Below are 18,003 nucleotides of genomic sequence, written 5' to 3' on the forward strand. Positions count from 1 at the left end.
CACTTGTTCTCGGTACGACTACTGGTGGCGTACGCACTCATGACGTGCGTCAACGACGCCCGCCTCGGTCGATCTCAAGCTTCGTGACGCGCCTAGATCGGCGCCCGGCGTTCAGGTTCTCGGCGCGGCGATGACCGGCAGGGTCTCGATGGCGGGATCGCCGCCGAGCGCCGCATACAGGGCGACCAAGTTCAGCGCCTCGTCCAGCTGGGTCTGGGTGAGGCCCTGGCGGGCGACGTAGAGCGTCCGCTGCGCCACCAGGGTCGCCAGATAGGGGTCGACGCCGGCGCGGTAACGGGCGTCGGACAGCTCGAAGCTGTCGGCCGCCGCCGCCTGCAGCGCTTCCTTGGCCTCGATCTGCTGGCGGATCGTGCCGCGCCGGGCCAGGGCGTCGGCGACGTCGCGGAACGCCGCCTGGATGGCGCCCTGGTACTCGGCCACCGCCAGCCGCCGCTCGGCCTTCGCGCCGGCCAGGTTGGCCAGATTGGCGCCGCCGGCGAAGATCGGCAGGTCCGCGCCGCCGGCCGCCTGCCAGGTGAGATTGCGTTCGGCGACCAGGCCGCTGAGTTGCGGGCTGGCGTAGCCGGCGAGGCCGGTCAGGCTGATCGTCGGGAAGAAGGCGGCCCGCGCCGCGCCGATCTGGGCGTTGGCCGCCCGCAGCCGGTGCTCGGCCGCCAGCACGTCGGGCCGGCGCAGCAGGATGTGCGAGTCGAGACCGGCGGGGGCCTCGCCCAGCAGGTCGTCGACCGCCGCGAGATTGGCCGGCAGGGCGCCGTCGGCGACCGGGCCGCCGACCAGCAGCTCCAGGGCGTTGCGGTCCTGCGCCACCTGGGTGATCAGCGCCACCTGATCCGAGCGGGCGGCTTGCAGCGCGGTCTCGGCCTGGGCGAGGTCGGTGCGCGCGGCGATCCCGCCGTCGAGCCGCGCCTTGGTCAGGGTGACGGTGCGCGCGGCGCTGTCGACGGTGTCGGCGGCGATCGCCTGCAGGGTGCGGTCGGCGGCGAGCGTCAGGTAGGCGCGGGCGACCTCGCTTACCAGCGTCAGCCGCGCCGCGCGGGCGCCGGCTTCGGTGGCGAAGTACTGCTCCTGGGCCGTGCGGCTCAGGCTGCGCAGCCGGCCGAACAGGTCGAGCTCGAAGGCCGCCGCGAGGCTAGCCTGGTAGCTGCGCTGCACGTCAGCTTCGGCCGCGGTCGCCTGGCGGGTGCGCACCTGGCCGGCGTCGGCGGCGGCGTCGACGCTGGGGAACAGGGTGGAGCGCTGCAGGCGGTAGCCGGCGCGGGCGATCTCCACATTGGCCATCGCCGCGCGGAGGCTCTGGTTGTTGACCAGCGCCTGGTCGATCAGCGCGGTCAGCTTCGGATCGCGGAACACCTCGCGGTAGCTCAGCGCCGGCAGGGCGTCGCGCTGCGACGTCAGGTAGGCGTCGCCGCTCGGCCAGGCCGTCGGCACGGCCGGGGTGGGGCGCACATAGCGCGGCTCCAGGGTGCAGCCGGCGAGGGTGGCGCCGGCGAACAGCAGGCTCAGCGCGCGCCTCACGCCGGGGCTCCTTCGGTCGCTTCCGGGCGGCCGTGGCCGGCGCGGGGACGGAACAGCCGGCGCACCAGCACGAAGAACAAGGGCACGAAGAAGATCGCCAGCAGGGTGCCGGTGACCACGCCGCCGATCACCGCGGTGCCGATGGCGACCCGGCTCTGGGCGCCCGCGCCGGTGGCGATGGCCAGCGGCAGCACGCCGAACATGAAGGCCAGGCTGGTCATCAGGATCGGCCGCAGGCGCAGCCGGGCGGCCTCCAGCGCCGCGGCGACGGCGCTGGCGCCCCGCTTCTCGGCTAGTTCGGCGAACTCGACGATCAGGATGGCGTTCTTCGCCGACAGCCCCATGGTCGTCAGCAGGCCCACCTGGAAGTAGACGTCGTTGGCCATGCCGCGCAGCGCGACGGCGATGGTCGCGCCGACCAGTCCCAGCGGCAGCACCAGCAGCACGGCGAAGGGGATCGACCAGCTCTCGTAGAGCGCCGCCAGGCACAGGAAGACCACCAGGATCGACACGGCGTAGAGCAGCGGCGCCTGGCCGCCGGAGCGGCGTTCCTCATAGGACAGGCCGCTCCAGTCGACTGCCACGCCGGGCAGCTTGGCGGCGATCTCCGTCATGCGATTCATGGCCTGGCCGGTGCTCTTGCCTTCGGCCGCGTCGCCTTGGATTTCGAAGGCGGAGACGCCGTTGAAGCGCGACACCACCCGCGGGGTGGTCTCCCAGGTCGCCCGCGCGAAGCTGGAGAAGGGGGCCATGGTCCCGCTGTTGGTGCGGACGAACCAGTCGCCGAGGTCCTCGGGCCGGCTGCGGTACTGGGCGTCGCCCTGAATGTAGACCCGCTTCACCCGGCCGCGGTCGATGAAGTCGTTGACGTAGGAGCCGCCCCACGCGGCGTTGATGGTGCTGTTGATCTGCGCCTGGCTGACGCCCAGCGCCCCGGCCTTGGCGGTGTCCACCGTGATCTTCAGCGCCGGGGCGTCCTCCAGCGAGTTCAGCCGCACGCCGGTGACGCTGGAATCGTTGCGCGCTTCCGTCATGAGGGCGTCGAGCCGGGTCTTGAATTCAGCCCGACTGAGCCCGCCCGTGTTGAGCAGTTGCATGGTGAACCCGCTCGAAGAGCCCAGGCCGCGGATCGGCGGCGGGTTCAGCGCGACGATCTGGGCGTCGCGCAGGCTCGAGAGCTTCTGGGTCGCGCGCTGCGAGATCGCCCCGGCCGAATTGGCCTTGCCCTTGCGGTCGTCCCAGTCGGTGTAGTTCAGGAAGCCGCGGCCGTTGTTCTGCGCGGTGCCGGCCGGGCCCGAGCCGGTCACGGTGTAGAGCGTCTCCATGTTCGCCCGCTCGTCGCCGAGGAAATAATCCTCGATGGCCTTGGCCACCGCCAGCGTTCGCGCCTGGGTCGCCCCCGGGGGCAGGGTGTACTGCACCATGCCGCCGCCCTGATCTTCCTGCGGCAGGAAGCTGGTCGGCAGGCTGGTGAATAGGGCGGCCAGCACCGCGCAGACGAGCGCGTAGACGACGATTGCCAGGCGCTTGCGCTCGATGATGCCGTGGACGGCGCGCTGGTAGCGCTCGGCGGTGCGGTCGAACCAGGCGTTGAAGCGCACCCCGAAGCGGCCGAGCATCCGGTCCAGCACGTTGCTGTCGTGGCGCTCCTCGCCCGGCGGCTTCAGCAGGGCGGCGGCGAGCGCCGGCGAAAGCACCAGGGCGACCACCACCGAAAGCACCATCGAGGAGACGATGGTGATCGAGAACTGGCGGTAGATCACGCCGACCGATCCGCCAAAGAAGGCCATCGGCAGGAAGACGGCAGAGAGCACCAGGGCGATGGCGATCAGCGCCGTCTGCACCTGGTCCATCGAGATGATGGTCGCCTCGCGGGCCGACATGCCCGGGTTCTCGTGCATCACGCGCTCGACGTTCTCGACCACGACGATCGCGTCGTCGACCAGCAGGCCGATCGACAGCACCATGCCGAACAGGGTGAGCGTGTTGATGCTGTAGCCGAACACCGCCAGCACGCCGAAGGTGCCCAGCAGCACGACCGGCACCGCGATCGCCGGGATCAGGGTGGCGCGCCAGCTTTGCAGGAAGACGAACATGACGATGACGACGAGGACGATCGCCTCGAACAGCGTCTTCACCACCTCCTTGACCGAGAGCTTGATGAAGGAGGCCGCCTCGTTGGGGAAGGCGTACTTGTAGCCAGGGGGGAAGTCCTTCGCCCGCTTGGCCACCTCGGCGTGCAGCAGGTCGGAAGTCTTCAGGGCGTCGGCGCCGGGCGCCAGCGTCACCTGCAGGCCCGCGCCCGGGTGTCGGTTCAGCCGGCTGATGACGTTGTAGCTCTCCTGGCCAAGCTCGACCCGGGCGACCTGGTCGAGGGTGACGATCGAGCCGTCCGGCTGGGTCTTCAGAACGATGGCGCGGAACTGCTCGGGCGAGGTGAGCCGCGACTGGGCGGTGACCGTGGCGTTGAGCATCTGGCCAGGGGCCGACGGTAGGCCGCCGACCTCGCCCGCCGCCACCTGGGCGTTCTGCGCGCGCAGCGCCGTGGTCACGTCTTCCGGCGTCAGGTTGAAGCTCGACAGCTTGAACGGGTCGAGCCAGATGCGCATCGCGTACTGCGAGCCGAAGACATTGACCTCGCCCACGCCCTCGATGCGGGCGATCGGCTCCTGCAAATGGGAGACCAGATAGTCGCCGATGTCGCCGCTGGTGCTGCGGTCGGTCTCGTCATAGAGCGCCAGGATCGCCAGGAAGTCGTTGTTCGCCTTGGTGATGGTCAGGCCCTGCTGCTGCACTTCCTGCGGCAGCCGGGGCAGCGCCTGCTGCACCTTGTTCTGCACCTGAACCTGGGCGATGTCGGGATTGACGCCCTTGTCGAAGGTGACGGTGATGTCAGTCCGGCCGGCGGAGCTGGAGCTCGACGAGAAGTAGATCATCCCATCGAGGCCGGTGAGCTGCTGCTCGATCACCTGGGTGACGCTGGCCTCCAGCACCTCGGCCGAGGCGCCCGGATAGACCGCGCGGACGTTCACCGTGGCCGGCGCGACGTCCGGATACTGCGCCACCGACAGCGAGCGGATGCCGGCGACGCCCGCCAGCATGATGGCGATGGCGATCACCCAGGCGAAAACCGGGCGGTCGATGAAAATGCGCGAGATCATGCCGGGTCAGCGCCCCGCCTGGGCGGCCGGGGCTGCAGCCGCCGAGCCCGCGAGGACCGGGTGGACCGGCTGGCCGGGTCTCACCCGCGACAGGCCTTCGGTGATCACCTTGTCGCCGGCCGCCAGGCCGCTGACTACCAGCCACTTGTCGCCGATCGTCCGGTCGACCTTGATCTGGCGCAGCACCGCCTTGTTGTCGGGGCCGACGAGCATCACCGAGGCGTCCCCGCGCGGGGTGCGCGAGACCGCCTGCTGGGGCGCCAGGATGACGTTCTGCAAGGTCGCCTGCGAGAACCGGGCGCGGACGAACATGCCCGGCAGCAACAGGTTCTGCGGGTTGGGGAAGCGGGCGCGCAGCGTCACCGTTCCGGTGCTCGGATCGACCAGCGGTTCGGCGAACTCGACCCGGCCGCGCTGCGCATAGACGCTGCCGTCCTCCAGCATCAGCTGGACGCTGGCCCCGGAGGGCAGCACCCCGCCGGAGGCCAGCCGGTTGCGCAGGGCCACCAGGTCGGCGCTCGACTGCTGGATGTCGACGTTGATCGGATCGAGCCGGGAGATCGTCGTCAGCGGACTGTCCTGGCCGCTGGTGACCAGCGCCCCGGTGGTGACCAGCGAGCGGCCGACCCGGCCGGTGATCGGCGCCGGCACGCGGGTGAAGGCCAGGTTGATCTCGGCGGTCTTCAGCGCCGCGCGGGTCTGCGCGACCTGGGCCGCGGCCTGGCGGGCCTGGGCGACGGCGTCGGTGTAGTCCTGCTTGCTGACCGCCTCGATCTCGACCAGCGGCTTGTAGCGCGACGCCCGGGCCTCGGCCGCGGCGCGGTTGGCTTCGGCCTGGCCGACATTGGCTTTGGCCTCGGCCGCGGCCGCGCCGTAGAGGCTGGGATCGATCTCGTAGAGCGTCTCGCCCTGATGGACGATTGAGCCTTCGGTGAAGCGCCGGGCCAGGATCAGGCCGGAGACCTGCGGGCGGACCTCGGAAGTCTCATAGGCGGTCGTGCGGCCCGACAGCTCGATGTCGATCGAGGCGGTCTGCGGCGCGAGCACGACGTAGCCGGCCTCCGGCGGCGGAGGCGGCGGGGGATTCTTTTTCGCGCAGCCGGTCAGCAGCAGCAGCAGCGCCAAGCCTGGCAGAGCGAGCGATTTCAACGACATGTAGCCCAAGGTCTCGGGGAGGAAAGTCGATGGGGTGTCGCGTGCAGAAAGCATCATCAGACAGCCACGACAAGTCGCGTGTTGTTTCCAAAGATCGCCAGGGGCGTTCCAGGGGTTGCAGGTGAAAAAACGTGCTTCAGGGCGGAAATATAAAGTCGCCCATTGAGCTCCGTTCATGCGGTGCGATTCGATCCGTATTGATTACGCGGCGAATGCGAAGAGCGCATTGCAGTTTACTTCAAAGAACGCCGGTCGTCGCATGGCGCGCGCGCTCTGGGAGGGCGCGACAGCGCCGGGAGCGATTTTGTGAAGGAACGCACCTAGGCGGCGCCGTGTATTCCTGCTGCGCTGGCCCTAATATAAAAAAAGCCGGTCTCCGGCGGAGGAAACGAAGATTGTATAAGAGAGTCTTGGTCGCCTACGACGGCTCGCGCGAGGGCCGGACCGCATTGCGGGAAGGCGCGTTGCTCGTCCGTCAGTTCGGCGCTGACCTCTATGTCCTGGCGGTGGTGCCCGAGACCCCGGGCATGCGGGTGGCCGAAGGCGCCTACGCCGGCGCCATGGCCTATCAGGACGACACCTATCGGCAGTTGCTCGAAGAGGCGGTGCGCGGGCTGGGCAAGTTCGGCCTCCACGTGAAGGGCAAGCTGGTGCGCGGCGAACCGGCGCAGGAGATCTCGGCCTACGCGCGCGAGATCAAGGCCGAGCTGGTCGTGGTCGGCCATCGGCGGCAGAACCTGCTGCAGCGCTGGTGGTCGGGACCGAACGGGGCCTATCTCACCGATTACCTGAACTGCAGCCTGCTGATCGCCCGCGGGGAGATCAGCTTCGAGGCGTTCGCGGCGGCGATGGGCGCGGAACCCGAGGTCTCGGCCTAGGTTTGCTGGCGTCAGGCGCGCAGTCCGGCTAAGGCGCGGCGAGCTTAACCGCCGTGGACGGAGCTGCGCGTTCGATGCCTCAGACCTGGACCGCGATCGGGCCCGTCGCGCTGCTGCTCGCCTCCAACGTCTTCATGACCTTCGCCTGGTACGGCCAGCTGAAGGTGGAGCACCGGCCGCTCTGGCTGATCGTCCTGATCGGCTGGGGGATCGCCTTCTTCGAATACTGCCTGGCGGTTCCCGCCAACCGGCTGGGGCGCGCAGTCTATGCGCCGGCCGAGCTGAAGGCGATGCAGGAGGTGATCACCCTGGTGGTGTTCGCCATCTTCTCCGCGACCTGGCTGGGCGAGAAGCTGACCGCCAACCATCTCGTCGGCTTCGTGCTGATCGGGCTCGGCGCGGTGGTGGTGTTCAAAGGCCCGTTCTAGCGGCGTAACGGAGCGGCCGGGCGTCGGGGCCGTAGGTCGCCTCGCACTGGCCGGGACGCGCGGCCAGGAAGGCCACGTCGAGCCCCTTGATGGTCTGGACGGCGAACTCGACCGGCTTGCCGGCGCAGGTCACCCTGCGGAGGCTGACGCCGGCGAAGGCGGCGGGCAGCATGACCGAAGCGGCCTCGGCCCCGGCCCCGAGGCGGACGTCAAAGCGCAGCTTCGAGTCCTTCCAGCGCAGCTGTGCGAACCGCGACCCGTTGCGGCCGTCGAGCCAGCTCAGCATCTGCTCGGCGGAGACCAGCGGCACGCCGTGCTGCTGCGCGACCTGGATCAGCACGTCCTCGTAGCGGTCGGAATGGTCGTAGTGCGTGCCGAACGCGCCGAAGAACTGCTCAGGGCCGAGCGCGCGCTCGACCATGAACCGCACGCCTTCGAGCTGCGGCACGCCGCTTTCGTCGACCAGGTGCGAGGCGGCCTGGTAGATGTCCAGCACAGAGCCGTCGCTGTCGATGAACGGCATCGGAAAGCCCGAGCCGGTCATGAAGCCCGGCCGCTGATCGAGCCACGGCGGCGGCCAGTGGTAATAGTTCAGATCCAGCCGGATGCCGTTCTGTCGCTGGATGCGCGCCAGGTCGGCCCAGCCGTTCCAGACGATGCAGTGGATGCGGTGCGTGGTCTGCCGCGGCAGGTCTGCGTACTTGCGGTGGAACCCCCGCAGCTGGGTCTCCACGCTGTTCGACAGGGTCGCGTTGTCCTGGTTCCGGCAGCGGGTGTCGACGTGGACGCCGACCTCGAAGCCCATCTTCCGGAACCGTTCGGCGTTCTCGGCCGACAGGTCGGTGGCGGGCGTGACGTAGGCCGTCGCCCGCAGGCATTCCCAGGCCTCCAGGCGGCACCCTGCCGGGCTCAGGGCGGCGAGCCGGGCGAAGAGCTCCGCCGTCCCGTCGGTGGTGGCGTGGTCGTCGCCGGTCATGATGATCGCCGCGCGCTTGCCGTTGGGCAGGTACCAGAAGCGGGGCAGGGGCGCGCCCGCGGCCGACAGGATCAGGTTCGCCAGCAGCCGTTGCTGTTCGTCGGCCTGCGGCACGCCGATCTTGTCCAGGTTCAAGTAGTCGGGAAAGAACAGGTCGTTGGGCCGCCGGGGCAGGGAGCCGTCGCGTTCCTTGCCGGCCCACACCGGGTTGCCTTGCCGGGTCAGGGCGACCGAGCGCGCCAGGTCGAAGGCGAAGGCCGCGCCATAGCCGCGGCCGATGCGGCGCACGGTGACCGCCGGGTGGGGCAGGGCGGTGGTGGAATCGGCGTAGAGCTGCGCCACGGTGACCGGCGCGTCGTCTTGTCCGGCGACGAGCTGCGCCGCGGGCAGCGGCTCCCACAGATCGGCCGAGGCGTGGACGCGGAGGGTCTCGTTGACGATCCCGCGGCTCATCTGCAGCGATGGACTGGCCAGGAGGTAGGCGTGGCGCAGGGCGTCCGCCCGCGTGCGCGTGAAGCCCATCAACTCCAGAACCGGCCCCTGCGGCCGCATGGCGACGAGCAGCCCGCCGGCGCGCACCCAGTCCTCCAGCGCTGCGATCGCGGCCGGCGACAGCAGCGAACTGACGACGAGCACCACTTGGCGGTCGGCCAGGGCTTCAGCGGTGAGGTCCTGGGCCCGCATCGCCGTGAACAGGTTCAGGCCTTCGGCCTTCAGCAGCTCGGGATAGTAGGCGGAGAACGGATTGTCGGCGCCGCCGACGATCAGAATGGGCGCCTTGGGATCGTTGGGCTCGTAGCCGGGACCGACCATGTCGGAGTAGGCGATCTGAAAGCCGGGGACCGCCGTCGCGCGCGTCCTGGTCGTCGGATTAGAAATGCCTGCGGAAATCAGCAGGAAAGCGCAGCAAGTCAGCAAGAAGACACCGATCAGGCGCTGCACTTTCACATCTCCTTCCCGGAGGAGTTTTGCACGCGGAAGCAGGGTGACATCCCCCTATTGTCCGCACATCACTTTCGGCTCGAACTAATTCGAGCCGTACGTTGCTTATGGCTTGGCAATTATCTCGGACCCTGAGCCATTATTACTAGGTCGGCGAAGCGGGGCGGCAATAACATTTGCTGCTCAGCTCGCGACACGGTTGCAGCAAGCTCCACCGTAGGTGGACCTCGCCGCAGCCGGCAGCGGGGTTCCTGCGCCGGTGTCGGGCGCCGATGGGATCGAGAATCGTGGTCGCCGGGTTTCGCGTCAGAGGCCGTCGTGGCTATAAGCGCCGGTCTTCCGTCCATGCCGAGGCGTATAAGTCCGCACCATGTCCCGCATCCTGATCACCTCGGCACTGCCCTACATCAACGGGATCAAGCACCTCGGGACCTTGGCGGGCTCGATGCTGCCGGCCGACGTCTACGCCCGCTTCCAGCGGTCGCGCGGTCGCGAGACGCTTTATATCTGCGCCACCGACGAGCACGGCACGCCGACCGAGCTGGCCGCCGCCGAGGCCGGCCAGGATCCGGCGACCTTCTGCAGCGAGCAGCACACCGTCCAGCACGACCTCGGCCGCCGGTTCGGCCTGTCGTGGGACCACTTCGGCCGCTCGTCGTCGCCGCACAATCACCGGCTGACCCAGCGCTTCGCCCAGACCCTCTGGGAGGCGGGCTTCGTCGAGGAGCGGGTGACCCAGCAGGTCTACTCCAACGCCGACAAGCGCTTCCTGCCCGACCGCTACGTCATCGGCACCTGTCCGCACTGCGGCTACGAGGCGGCGCGCGGCGACCAGTGCGAGAACTGCACCCGGGTGCTGGATCCGGCCGACCTGCTGCACCCGCGCTCGGCGGTCTCCGGTTCGCCGGACATCGAGATCCGCGGCTCCAAGCACCTGTTCCTGCGCCAGAGCCTGTTCTCCGAGAAGCTGCGCGCCTGGATCGAGGCCAAGCGGCCGCACTGGCCGCACCTGGTCACCTCGATCGCCCTGAAGTGGCTGGACGAGGGGCTGCAGGACCGCGGCATCACCCGTGACCTGGAGTGGGGCGTGCCGGTCAACGCCTTCGAGTGGGGGCCGAACCCCGACGGTCAGCTGCCCGACATCGAAGGGCTGGCCGGCAAGGTCTTCTATGTCTGGTTCGACGCGCCGATCGAATACATCGCCGCGACCTGGGAATGGGCCGACCGCCAGGCCGCCGACGCCGGCCGCGAGCCGCAGGACGCCGACTGGGAGCGTTGGTGGCGCGGGGCCGAGGCCGGCGACGTCAGCTACGTGCAGTTCATGGGCAAGGACAACGTGCCCTTCCACACCGTCGGCTTCCCCTGCACCCTGATCGGGGTCAACGAGCGCCGCGACGCCGACGGCAAGTGGCACACGACCAATCCGTCGCCGTGGAAGCTGGTCGACCAGCTGAAGGGCTTCAACTGGCTGGACTATTACGGCGGCAAGTTCTCCACCTCGCAGAAGCGCGGCGTCTTCATGGACCACGCGCTGGAGCTGCTGCCGGCCGACTACTGGCGCTGGTGGGTGATCGCCAACACCCCGGAGACCTCGGACTCGACCTTCGCCTGGGAGCCGTTCCAGGCCCAGGTGAACGCCGACCTGGCCGACGTGCTCGGCAACTTCGTCAACCGGATCTGCAAGTTCACCGAGAGCCGCTTTGACGGCGTGGTCCCCGAGGGCGGCGCGCCCGGGCCGCTGGAGGCCAAGCTCGAGGAGGACGTGCTGGCCAAGCTGCGCGAGCTGACCGGCCACATGGAGGACCGCGAGTTCCGCAAGTCGGCGACGGCGCTGCGCCAGCTCTGGGTGCTCGGCAACCAGTACCTGACCGAAGCCGCGCCGTGGACGGCGATCAAGACCGACCGCGACCGCGCCGCCGTGGCGGTGCGCTACGGCCTGAACCTGGTCGCCCTGTTCGCCAAGGTCAGCGAGCCGTTTATCCCGTTCGCCGCCGAGAAGATCGCGATGGGCGTCGGCGAGTCCTTCCCCGGCCGCTGGCCGGCGCTGGACGGGCAGGGGACGCTCGCTGTCCTCGAGCCCGGCCGTCCGGTGCAGGCGCCGGAAGTGCTGTTCCGCAAGGTCGAGGACACCCAGGTCGAAGAATGGCGCGAACGCTTCGGCGGGGGCGAGAAGCCAGCTTAGGGAACCCTTCTCCCCGAACGCCCCCCTCCGTCTCGCGCCTTTGGCGCGATCCACCTCCCCCGCTGCGCGGTGGAGGATCTGGGCCGGAGATGCTCCACCGCGCAGCGGGGGAGCTGTCGGCGAAGCCGACTGAGGGGGCGTTTAGGCCGGCAGCCCTGTCCTGAGGGCGAAGGCCCCCGTCTTTACCGATACTTGCCCGGATCGATCGCCAAGGCGTCCGGCATCAGCCGGTTGTACTGCTCGACGCGGCCGAGATCGGTGATCAGGTCGCGGTGGCCTTCCCACATCATATGCAGGGCGACGTAGAGCACGATCGCCAGGCCGACGTAGCCGATCCAGCGATAGTGGTGCAGCAGCCGGGCGATCCAGGTCGCGGCCACGCCCATCAGGGCGATCGAGACCAGCAGGCCGAACACCAGCACGCTGGGATGCTCGCGGGCCGCGCCGGCCACGGCCAGCACGTTGTCCAGCGACATCGAGACGTCGGCGATCAGGATCTGGATCAGCGCGCTGCGGAAGCTCTTGGCCTGGACGACGTTCGGCTCGGTCGCCGGGTCGGCGTCGAGCACCGCCTCGGCGGTCGCTTCGTCGACCGCCGCCTGCGCGCGCATCTCCTTCCACATCTTCCAGCAGACCCACAGCAGCAGGATGCCGCCGGCCAACAGCAGGCCGATGACGCCCATCAGCTGGGTGGTGATCAGGGCGAAGCCGATTCGCGTGACGACCGCGGCGACCAGGCCCCAGAAGATCGCCCGCTTGCGCTGGTCGGGCGGCAGCCCCGCAGCCACCACGCCCACCGCGACGGCGTTGTCGCCGGCGAGCACGAGGTCGATCATCAGCACCTGGAGGAGCGCGCTGATCGCGCCGGGGGAGAGCAGGCTTTCGAGCATGGCGCTCTCAATGCGTCAGCCGCGGCCAGGCTGCAATGGCCGAGGCGCCGGAGACCCGCCCGCCCGCGCTGGATCGGCGCGAGCAGGCGGGGCGGCGTTCAATCAGCAATCAGCGCGGGCGCGCCGCCTCATAGAGCGACACCGCCGCGGCCGCCGAGACGTTCAGGCTCTCGAAGCCGCCGGGCATCGGGATCTTGGCGAGGTCGTCGCAATGTTCGGCGACCAGCCGGCGCAGGCCTTCGCCCTCGGAGCCGAGGACCAGCACCACCGGACCGCCGTCGAGCGCCTCGGCCAGGGTGCGCTCGGCCGCGCCGGTCAGGCCGACCGTCCGCCAGCCCAGTTCGACCAGGGTCTCCAGCGCGCGCGAGAGATTCACCACCCGGGCGATCGGCGTGCGCTCGACCGCGCCGGCCGCGGCCTTGGCGAGCGCGCCGGTCAGCTTCGGCGCGTGGCGGTCCTGGAGAATCAGTCCGCGGGCGCCGAACGCCGCGGCCGAGCGGAGAATCGCCCCCACGTTCTGCGGGTCGGTGACCTGGTCGAGCATCAGGAGCACCGCGCCGGGCTCCGCAACGAAGTCCTCGAGGACGGCTGATTCGAGCTCCGCGGGCTTCAACGCCACGCCCTGGTGCACCGCACCTTGCGGCAGCGCCTGGGCGATCGCGCCGTTGTCGGCGGTCTCCAGCACCTTCAGGCGACCGAATCGCTGCTCGAGCTGGCGGGCCCGTTCCGGCGTCGCCAGGAGGCGAATCGGCTCGCCGCGCGCAGTGTTCTCGAGGGCGGCCTCGACCGCGTGCCACCCCCAGATCCACTCGTCGGAGGCGGCCTCCGCACGCCTTGGGGAGCGCCCGTGAGATTGATGCTTTCGACCCCGACGGGCGTCGTTGCGTTCGGAATGCGAGGCCACTATAAGACGCGCTCCAAATTGGGGCCCCCGAGCGGGACCTCCGGTTGCGGAACTGTTGCGGGGCGCCTATAGCACTCCGCGTCGGCCGCGTCGGAGCTTTCGTTCCAAGCCTCGAGGCGGCTCCGCGCGCTGGGGGAATGTCCCGAGTGGCAAAGGGGGCGGACTGTAAATCCGCTGCTGTAATGGCTTCGTAGGTTCGAGTCCTACTTCCCCCACCACGCGCTGGAGCAAATCGAGAGGTGCGGCGACGCCGCCTTGGCTAGGCGGGTATAGCACAATGGTAGTGCAGCAGCCTTCCAAGCTGAGGATGCGGGTTCGATTCCCGCTACCCGCTCCAATCTCTCTTACATTGGTTTAAGCAACGCCGGCAGGACCCCGATGGCCAAGGAAAAGTTTCAACGCAATAAGCCGCACTGCAACATCGGCACCATCGGTCACGTCGACCATGGCAAGACGACGCTGACGGCGGCGATCACCATCGTTCTGGCGAAGTCCGGCGGTGCGACCGCGAAGAACTACGCGGACATCGACGCGGCGCCGGAAGAAAAGGCCCGCGGCATCACGATCAACACGGCTCACGTCGAATACGAGACGCAGAACCGTCACTACGCGCACGTCGACTGCCCTGGGCACGCCGACTACGTGAAGAACATGATCACCGGCGCGGCGCAGATGGACGGCGCGATCCTGGTGGTGTCGGCCGCCGACGGCCCGATGCCGCAGACCCGCGAGCACATCCTGCTGGCGCGTCAGGTCGGCGTTCCGGCGCTGGTGGTGTTCATGAACAAGGTCGACATGGTCGACGACTCCGAACTGCTCGACCTAGTCGAGATGGAAGTTCGCGAGCTGCTGTCGAGCTACGAGTTCCCGGGCGACGACATTCCGATCGTCAAGGGCTCGGCGCTGGCCGCCGTCGAAGGCCGTGACCCGGCGATCGGCGAAGACCGGATCCTCGAGCTGATGACCCAGGTCGACGCCTACATCCCGCAGCCGGAGCGTCCGGTCGACCTGCCGTTCCTGATGCCGGTGGAAGACGTGTTCTCGATCTCGGGCCGCGGCACCGTGGTGACCGGCCGGATCGAAAAGGGCATCGTCAAGGTCGGCGAGGAAGTCGAGATCGTCGGCATCCGCGACGTGCAGAAGACCACCTGCACCGGCGTCGAGATGTTCCGCAAGCTGCTGGACCAGGGCCAGGCGGGCGACAACGTCGGCGTGCTGCTGCGCGGCACCAAGCGTGAAGACGTCGAACGCGGCCAGGTGCTCTGCAAGCCGGGCTCGATCACCCCGCACACCGAGTTCACCGCCGAGGTCTACATCCTGACCAAGGAAGAAGGCGGCCGCCACACGCCGTTCTTCACCAACTACCGCCCGCAGTTCTACTTCCGCACGACCGACGTGACCGGCATCGTGAAGCTGAAGGAAGGCGTGGAGATGGTCATGCCCGGCGACAACGTCGAGCTGAACATCGAGCTGATCACCCCGATCGCCATGGACCAGGGCCTGCGCTTCGCCATTCGCGAAGGCGGCCGGACGGTCGGCTCGGGCGTCGTCTCGAAGATCACCAAGTAAGGCGCACGCAGGCGCAAGCCTGCGCGACGCTTCGGACTGAAGGAAAGGCCGTCGGCTCACGCCGGCGGCCTTTTCGCATTCCTAGATCTCATCCCGCCCGTCATCCCGCCCGTCATCCCGGATGGCCGAATGGCCGATCCGGGACCAGGGCGGTGCGCGCGGCCCCTGGGTCCCGGCTCGTCGCTCCGCTTCGGCCGGGATGACGGCGGGGGAGGGGCGTGGGCTCCCCCGTTTACCGTCCCGAATCAGTCGGCCTGGTTGGGGGCGGGGGCGCCGGGCAGGGGCTCGCCCGAGGCGGGGTCGGTCTGGGTCTTCGACGTCCGTGCGGAGCCTTCTGAGCCCTTCGGCTCCTGGGCCATGCGCGGCGGGCGGCCGGATTTCTGGTCTTCGTCGCGGTTGTAGCGCTTCTGGATGTCGGGCTCGGCCATGGGAATATCTCGCTGCGGCCTACGGGCCCAAAGGAACGGGCGGGGCGGGGCTTCGATCCGCCTTGCCGCCAGCCGACACCCCTGCTAGATGAGCCGGCTCCGGCCAATGAGCCGCGCGCGCCGGAAGGCTGAACGGCTTCCCGGCGCGCTGATCATTGTCCGGTAGACGAGCTTAGGAGTGTAGCTCAGCTGGTAGAGCATCGGTCTCCAAAACCGAGGGCCGGGGGTTCGAGTCCCTCCACTCCTGCCATCCTATATAAGTACGTGTCGGAACACCGGGGCGCGACAGTCGCCGCCCCACGAAGACGAGTTTGAAGAAAGCCGCCATGGCCAAGAAACCGGGCTCGACCCCGCAAGCGATGAGGAACCGCGCGGCGAAAACGGCCGCGGCCATGGCCTCGCCGGCTGCGGTGGCGCAGAGCCAGCCGAAGAAGAAGACCAGCCCCGCCCAGTTCGCGAAGGAGGTCCGCGCAGAGATGCGCAAGATCACCTGGACGAGCCGCAAGGAGACCTGGATCACCTCGGTGATGGTGGCCATCATGGTGGCGCTTGCCGCGATCTTCTTCACCGTGGTCGATTTCGGCCTGCAGTTCGGCGTGACCCAGATTCTGAAGCTGGCGACCGCGGGGTAAGAGACATGTCCGAAGCCGCCCAAACCTCCAATCCGCGCCACAAGTGGTACATCGTCCACGCCTACTCGAACTTCGAGAAGAAGGTGGCCGACTCGATCCGCGAACAGGCTCACGCCCAAGGCCTCGACGAGCATTTCTCCGAGATCCTGGTGCCGACCGAGGACGTGGTGGAAATCCGCCGCGGCCGTAAGGTCAACACCGAGCGCAAGTTCTTCCCGGGCTATGTGCTGGTGAAGATGGACCTCACCGACGAGGCCTATCACCTGATCAAGAACACGCCGAAGGTCACCGGCTTCCTGGGCTCGGGCTCCAAGCCGATCCCGGTGTCGGAGAAGGAAGTCGCCCGGATCATCGGCGCGATCGAAGAGGGCGTGGAGCGGCCGAAGCCGACCATCACCTTCGAGATCGGCGAGCAGGTGCGGGTCACCGACGGTCCGTTCGCCAGCTTCAACGGCTCGGTCGAGCAAGTCGACGAAGAGCGCGCCCGCCTGCGCGTCACCGTCTCGATCTTCGGCCGCGCGACCCCGGTCGAGCTCGAATACAACCAGGTCGAAAAGACCGGCTGATCGGCGGCCCGAGCGGCGAAAGTTACGAAAAGGCCCGGCGCTCGCCGGGCCTTTTTGCATTGCCGGCAAGCCCGACCCAACACGAGCGGACCGCTCAAATCCGTCATCGCCCGGCTTGTCCGGGCGACCCATCCCGAAGTCGTTCCGCAGCCGCTGCGGCCGGGCTGGTGGGCTGGGTGGCCCGGACAAGCCGGGCCATGACGCGGGGAGGGGAGACGCCGCAGTTGTCTCGGCCGCGCACACCTGATATTTGCGCCCGCTTCGCGCCGGTCTCCGGCGTGAATTCAAATCCGTGGGAGGGGCGGGCCAGCCAACCCCGTGACCACGGCTCAAACCGGCCGGATCCCGGCCTATAGGAGCAAACATGGCCAAGAAGATTCTGGGCTATATCAAGCTGCAGGTGCCCGCGGGCTCCGCCACGCCGTCGCCGCCGATCGGCCCGGCGCTCGGTCAGCGCGGCGTCAACATCATGGGCTTCTGCAAGGAGTTCAACGCGCGCACCGAGAAGGAACAGAAGGGCACGCCCCTGCCGACCGTGATCACGGTCTACCAGGACAAGTCCTTCACCTTCGTCACGAAGACCCCGCCGGCGACCTTCTACATCAAGCAGGCCGTGGGCATTAAGTCGGGCGCCAAGCTGACCGGTCGCGAGACGGTCGGCAGCATCACGCGCGCCCAGCTGCGCGAGATCGCCGAAAAGAAGATGAAGGACCTCAACGCGAACGACGTCGAGGCCGCTGCCCGCATCATCGAGGGCTCCGCCCGCTCGATGGGCCTTGAGATCGTGGAGGCCTAAGAGATGGCGAAGCAACCCAAGCGCATCCAGGCCTGGACGGGCGACCGCCTGGCCGCCCACTCGGTCGAAGACGCCGTGAAGCTGGTGAAGGCGAACGCCAAAGCCAAGTTCGACGAGTCGATCGAAATCGCCGTCAACCTCGGCGTCGACCCGCGTCACGCCGACCAACAGGTCCGCGGCGTGGTCAACCTGCCGTCCGGCACCGGCCGCGACGTCCGCGTCGCCGTCATCGCCAAGGACGCCAAGGCGGCCGAAGCCACGGCGGCCGGCGCCGACATCGTCGGTGCGGAAGAGCTGGTGGAGCGCATCCAAGGCGGCTTCATGGAGTTCGACCGCGTGATCGCCACGCCGGACATGATGGCCCTGGTCGGCCGTCTCGGTAAGGTGCTCGGCCCGCGCGGCCTGATGCCGAACCCGCGCGTCGGCACCGTGACGCCGAACGTCGCCCAAGCGGTGAAGGACGCCAAGGGCGGGGCCATCGAGTTCCGCACCGAGAAGACCGGCATCATCCACGCCGGCATCGGCAAGGCGAGCTTCACGGAAGAGGCGCTGCTGGCCAACGTCCGCGCCCTGGTCGACGCGCTGAACCGCTCGAAGCCCTCGGGCGCCAAGGGCACCTACATCAAGAAGATCAGCCTGTCGTCGACGATGGGCCCGGGCTTCCGGGTGGAGACGGGCTCGTTCGGCGCCGCCTAAGCGGACCGACATAGCTGACGAATGAGAGGGAGCGGCGGCGACGCCGCTCCCTTTTTCGTTTTCTGCGCGCTGGCGCCGCGGCGAGCGAACAGGGCGTTGAACTCTCCAGCGCTTTCCTGTAATGGCCGCGTCTTCGTCGCTGGCCTCGCGGTCGGCGAGGGAAGGGACGCTCCTCGGAGCGACCCATCCTGTCCGAGAACTGTGTAGCCGCGGGGGCCACCCGCGGACGGAACGCGGGGGAGAGCCCTTCCCCGGACGCAGGGA

Annotated in this window: 15 protein-coding genes and 3 tRNA genes; 11 read left to right on the forward strand and 7 right to left on the reverse strand. The window is 68.7% G+C overall.

Features of this window, described 5'->3' with window-relative positions:
- Window positions 1-111: 111 nt before the first annotated feature.
- From ACSQ14_RS06855 to ACSQ14_RS06865, 3 genes are read right to left on the reverse strand one after another with little or no spacing between them, the layout of a single operon-like run.
- On the reverse strand, window positions 112-1,536 hold the full coding sequence (locus tag ACSQ14_RS06855) for an efflux transporter outer membrane subunit (protein ID WP_436011030.1): 1,425 nt from the start codon (window positions 1,534-1,536) through the stop codon (window positions 112-114).
- Window positions 1,533-4,697, reverse strand: a complete 3,165-nt coding sequence (locus tag ACSQ14_RS06860) for an efflux RND transporter permease subunit (protein WP_436011031.1) — start codon at window positions 4,695-4,697, stop codon at window positions 1,533-1,535. The genes ACSQ14_RS06855 and ACSQ14_RS06860 overlap by 4 nt, the downstream gene beginning before the upstream one ends.
- Window positions 4,698-4,703: 6 nt before the next feature.
- Complete coding sequence (locus tag ACSQ14_RS06865; protein ID WP_436011032.1) at window positions 4,704-5,909, reverse strand: efflux RND transporter periplasmic adaptor subunit; 1,206 nt, start codon at window positions 5,907-5,909, stop codon at window positions 4,704-4,706.
- A gap of 338 nt (window positions 5,910-6,247) precedes the next feature.
- Here ACSQ14_RS06865 and ACSQ14_RS06870 point away from each other — a divergent pair, with 338 nt between their 5' ends.
- Together ACSQ14_RS06870 and ACSQ14_RS06875 are read left to right on the forward strand one after the other, a co-directional pair.
- On the forward strand, window positions 6,248-6,730 hold the full coding sequence (locus ACSQ14_RS06870) for a universal stress protein (protein ID WP_436011033.1): 483 nt from the start codon (window positions 6,248-6,250) through the stop codon (window positions 6,728-6,730).
- A gap of 74 nt (window positions 6,731-6,804) precedes the next feature.
- Entirely contained in the window at window positions 6,805-7,158 is a 354-nt protein-coding gene (locus tag ACSQ14_RS06875) for a DMT family protein (RefSeq protein ID WP_436011034.1), read from the forward strand.
- Here ACSQ14_RS06875 and ACSQ14_RS06880 read toward each other — a convergent pair.
- Window positions 7,142-9,076 carry a hypothetical protein gene (locus tag ACSQ14_RS06880; RefSeq protein ID WP_436011035.1) on the reverse strand — a complete coding sequence of 645 codons (1,935 nt, stop codon included), beginning with the start codon at window positions 9,074-9,076 and terminating at the stop codon, window positions 7,142-7,144. The two genes, ACSQ14_RS06875 and ACSQ14_RS06880, sit on opposite strands and share 17 nt — an antisense overlap.
- A gap of 370 nt (window positions 9,077-9,446) precedes the next feature.
- On the opposite strand from ACSQ14_RS06880, the gene metG reads away from it, so the two are divergent.
- Entirely contained in the window at window positions 9,447-11,258 is a 1,812-nt protein-coding gene (metG, locus tag ACSQ14_RS06885; RefSeq protein WP_436011037.1) for a methionine--tRNA ligase, read from the forward strand.
- A gap of 182 nt (window positions 11,259-11,440) precedes the next feature.
- Here the strand turns inward: metG and ACSQ14_RS06890 are convergent, their stop codons facing one another.
- The gene (locus ACSQ14_RS06890) at window positions 11,441-12,148 is read right to left on the reverse strand and encodes a TerC family protein (RefSeq protein WP_436011039.1); all 708 of its coding nucleotides are present in this window, start codon (window positions 12,146-12,148) and stop codon (window positions 11,441-11,443) included.
- Window positions 12,149-12,257: 109 nt separating this feature from the next.
- Complete coding sequence (gene rlmB / locus ACSQ14_RS06895; protein ID WP_436011041.1) at window positions 12,258-13,052, reverse strand: 23S rRNA (guanosine(2251)-2'-O)-methyltransferase RlmB; 795 nt, start codon at window positions 13,050-13,052, stop codon at window positions 12,258-12,260.
- Window positions 13,053-13,183: 131 nt separating this feature from the next.
- Here rlmB and ACSQ14_RS06900 point away from each other — a divergent pair.
- The 3 genes from ACSQ14_RS06900 to tuf all read left to right on the forward strand — a co-directional run bounded on the left by ACSQ14_RS06900 (window position 13,184) and on the right by tuf (window position 14,621).
- A tRNA-Tyr gene (locus ACSQ14_RS06900) sits at window positions 13,184-13,270 on the forward strand.
- Between the two features lie 45 nt (window positions 13,271-13,315).
- Window positions 13,316-13,389, forward strand: a tRNA-Gly gene (locus ACSQ14_RS06905).
- Window positions 13,390-13,430: 41 nt separating this feature from the next.
- Entirely contained in the window at window positions 13,431-14,621 is a 1,191-nt protein-coding gene (gene tuf, locus ACSQ14_RS06910; protein WP_436011043.1) for an elongation factor Tu, read from the forward strand.
- Between the two features lie 245 nt (window positions 14,622-14,866).
- Here the strand turns inward: tuf and ACSQ14_RS06915 are convergent, their stop codons facing one another.
- Window positions 14,867-15,049, reverse strand: a complete 183-nt coding sequence (locus tag ACSQ14_RS06915; RefSeq protein ID WP_436011045.1) for a hypothetical protein — start codon at window positions 15,047-15,049, stop codon at window positions 14,867-14,869.
- A 174-nt stretch (window positions 15,050-15,223) separates the two neighbouring features.
- Between ACSQ14_RS06915 and ACSQ14_RS06920 the strand changes: the two genes are divergently transcribed.
- From ACSQ14_RS06920 to rplA, 5 genes are all read left to right on the forward strand, one after another.
- Window positions 15,224-15,299: transfer RNA gene (locus ACSQ14_RS06920), tRNA-Trp, on the forward strand.
- A gap of 76 nt (window positions 15,300-15,375) precedes the next feature.
- Window positions 15,376-15,681, forward strand: a complete 306-nt coding sequence (gene secE, locus ACSQ14_RS06925; protein WP_436011047.1) for a preprotein translocase subunit SecE — start codon at window positions 15,376-15,378, stop codon at window positions 15,679-15,681.
- A gap of 5 nt (window positions 15,682-15,686) precedes the next feature.
- Window positions 15,687-16,247 (forward strand): transcription termination/antitermination protein NusG, encoded by a 561-nt coding sequence (gene nusG, locus ACSQ14_RS06930; RefSeq protein WP_436011049.1) that lies wholly within the window; start codon window positions 15,687-15,689, stop codon window positions 16,245-16,247.
- 364 nt (window positions 16,248-16,611) lie between these two features.
- Window positions 16,612-17,043 carry a 50S ribosomal protein L11 gene (rplK, locus tag ACSQ14_RS06935; RefSeq protein ID WP_436011051.1) on the forward strand — a complete coding sequence of 144 codons (432 nt, stop codon included), beginning with the start codon at window positions 16,612-16,614 and terminating at the stop codon, window positions 17,041-17,043.
- 3 nt (window positions 17,044-17,046) lie between these two features.
- Window positions 17,047-17,739, forward strand: coding sequence for a 50S ribosomal protein L1 (gene rplA, locus ACSQ14_RS06940; RefSeq protein WP_436011053.1), 693 nt, complete (start codon window positions 17,047-17,049; stop codon window positions 17,737-17,739).
- Window positions 17,740-18,003 lie beyond the last annotated feature (264 nt).

Origin of the sequence: Phenylobacterium sp. LjRoot219 (assembly GCF_964252995.1) — a bacterium.
Classification (GTDB): domain Bacteria; phylum Pseudomonadota; class Alphaproteobacteria; order Caulobacterales; family Caulobacteraceae; genus Phenylobacterium.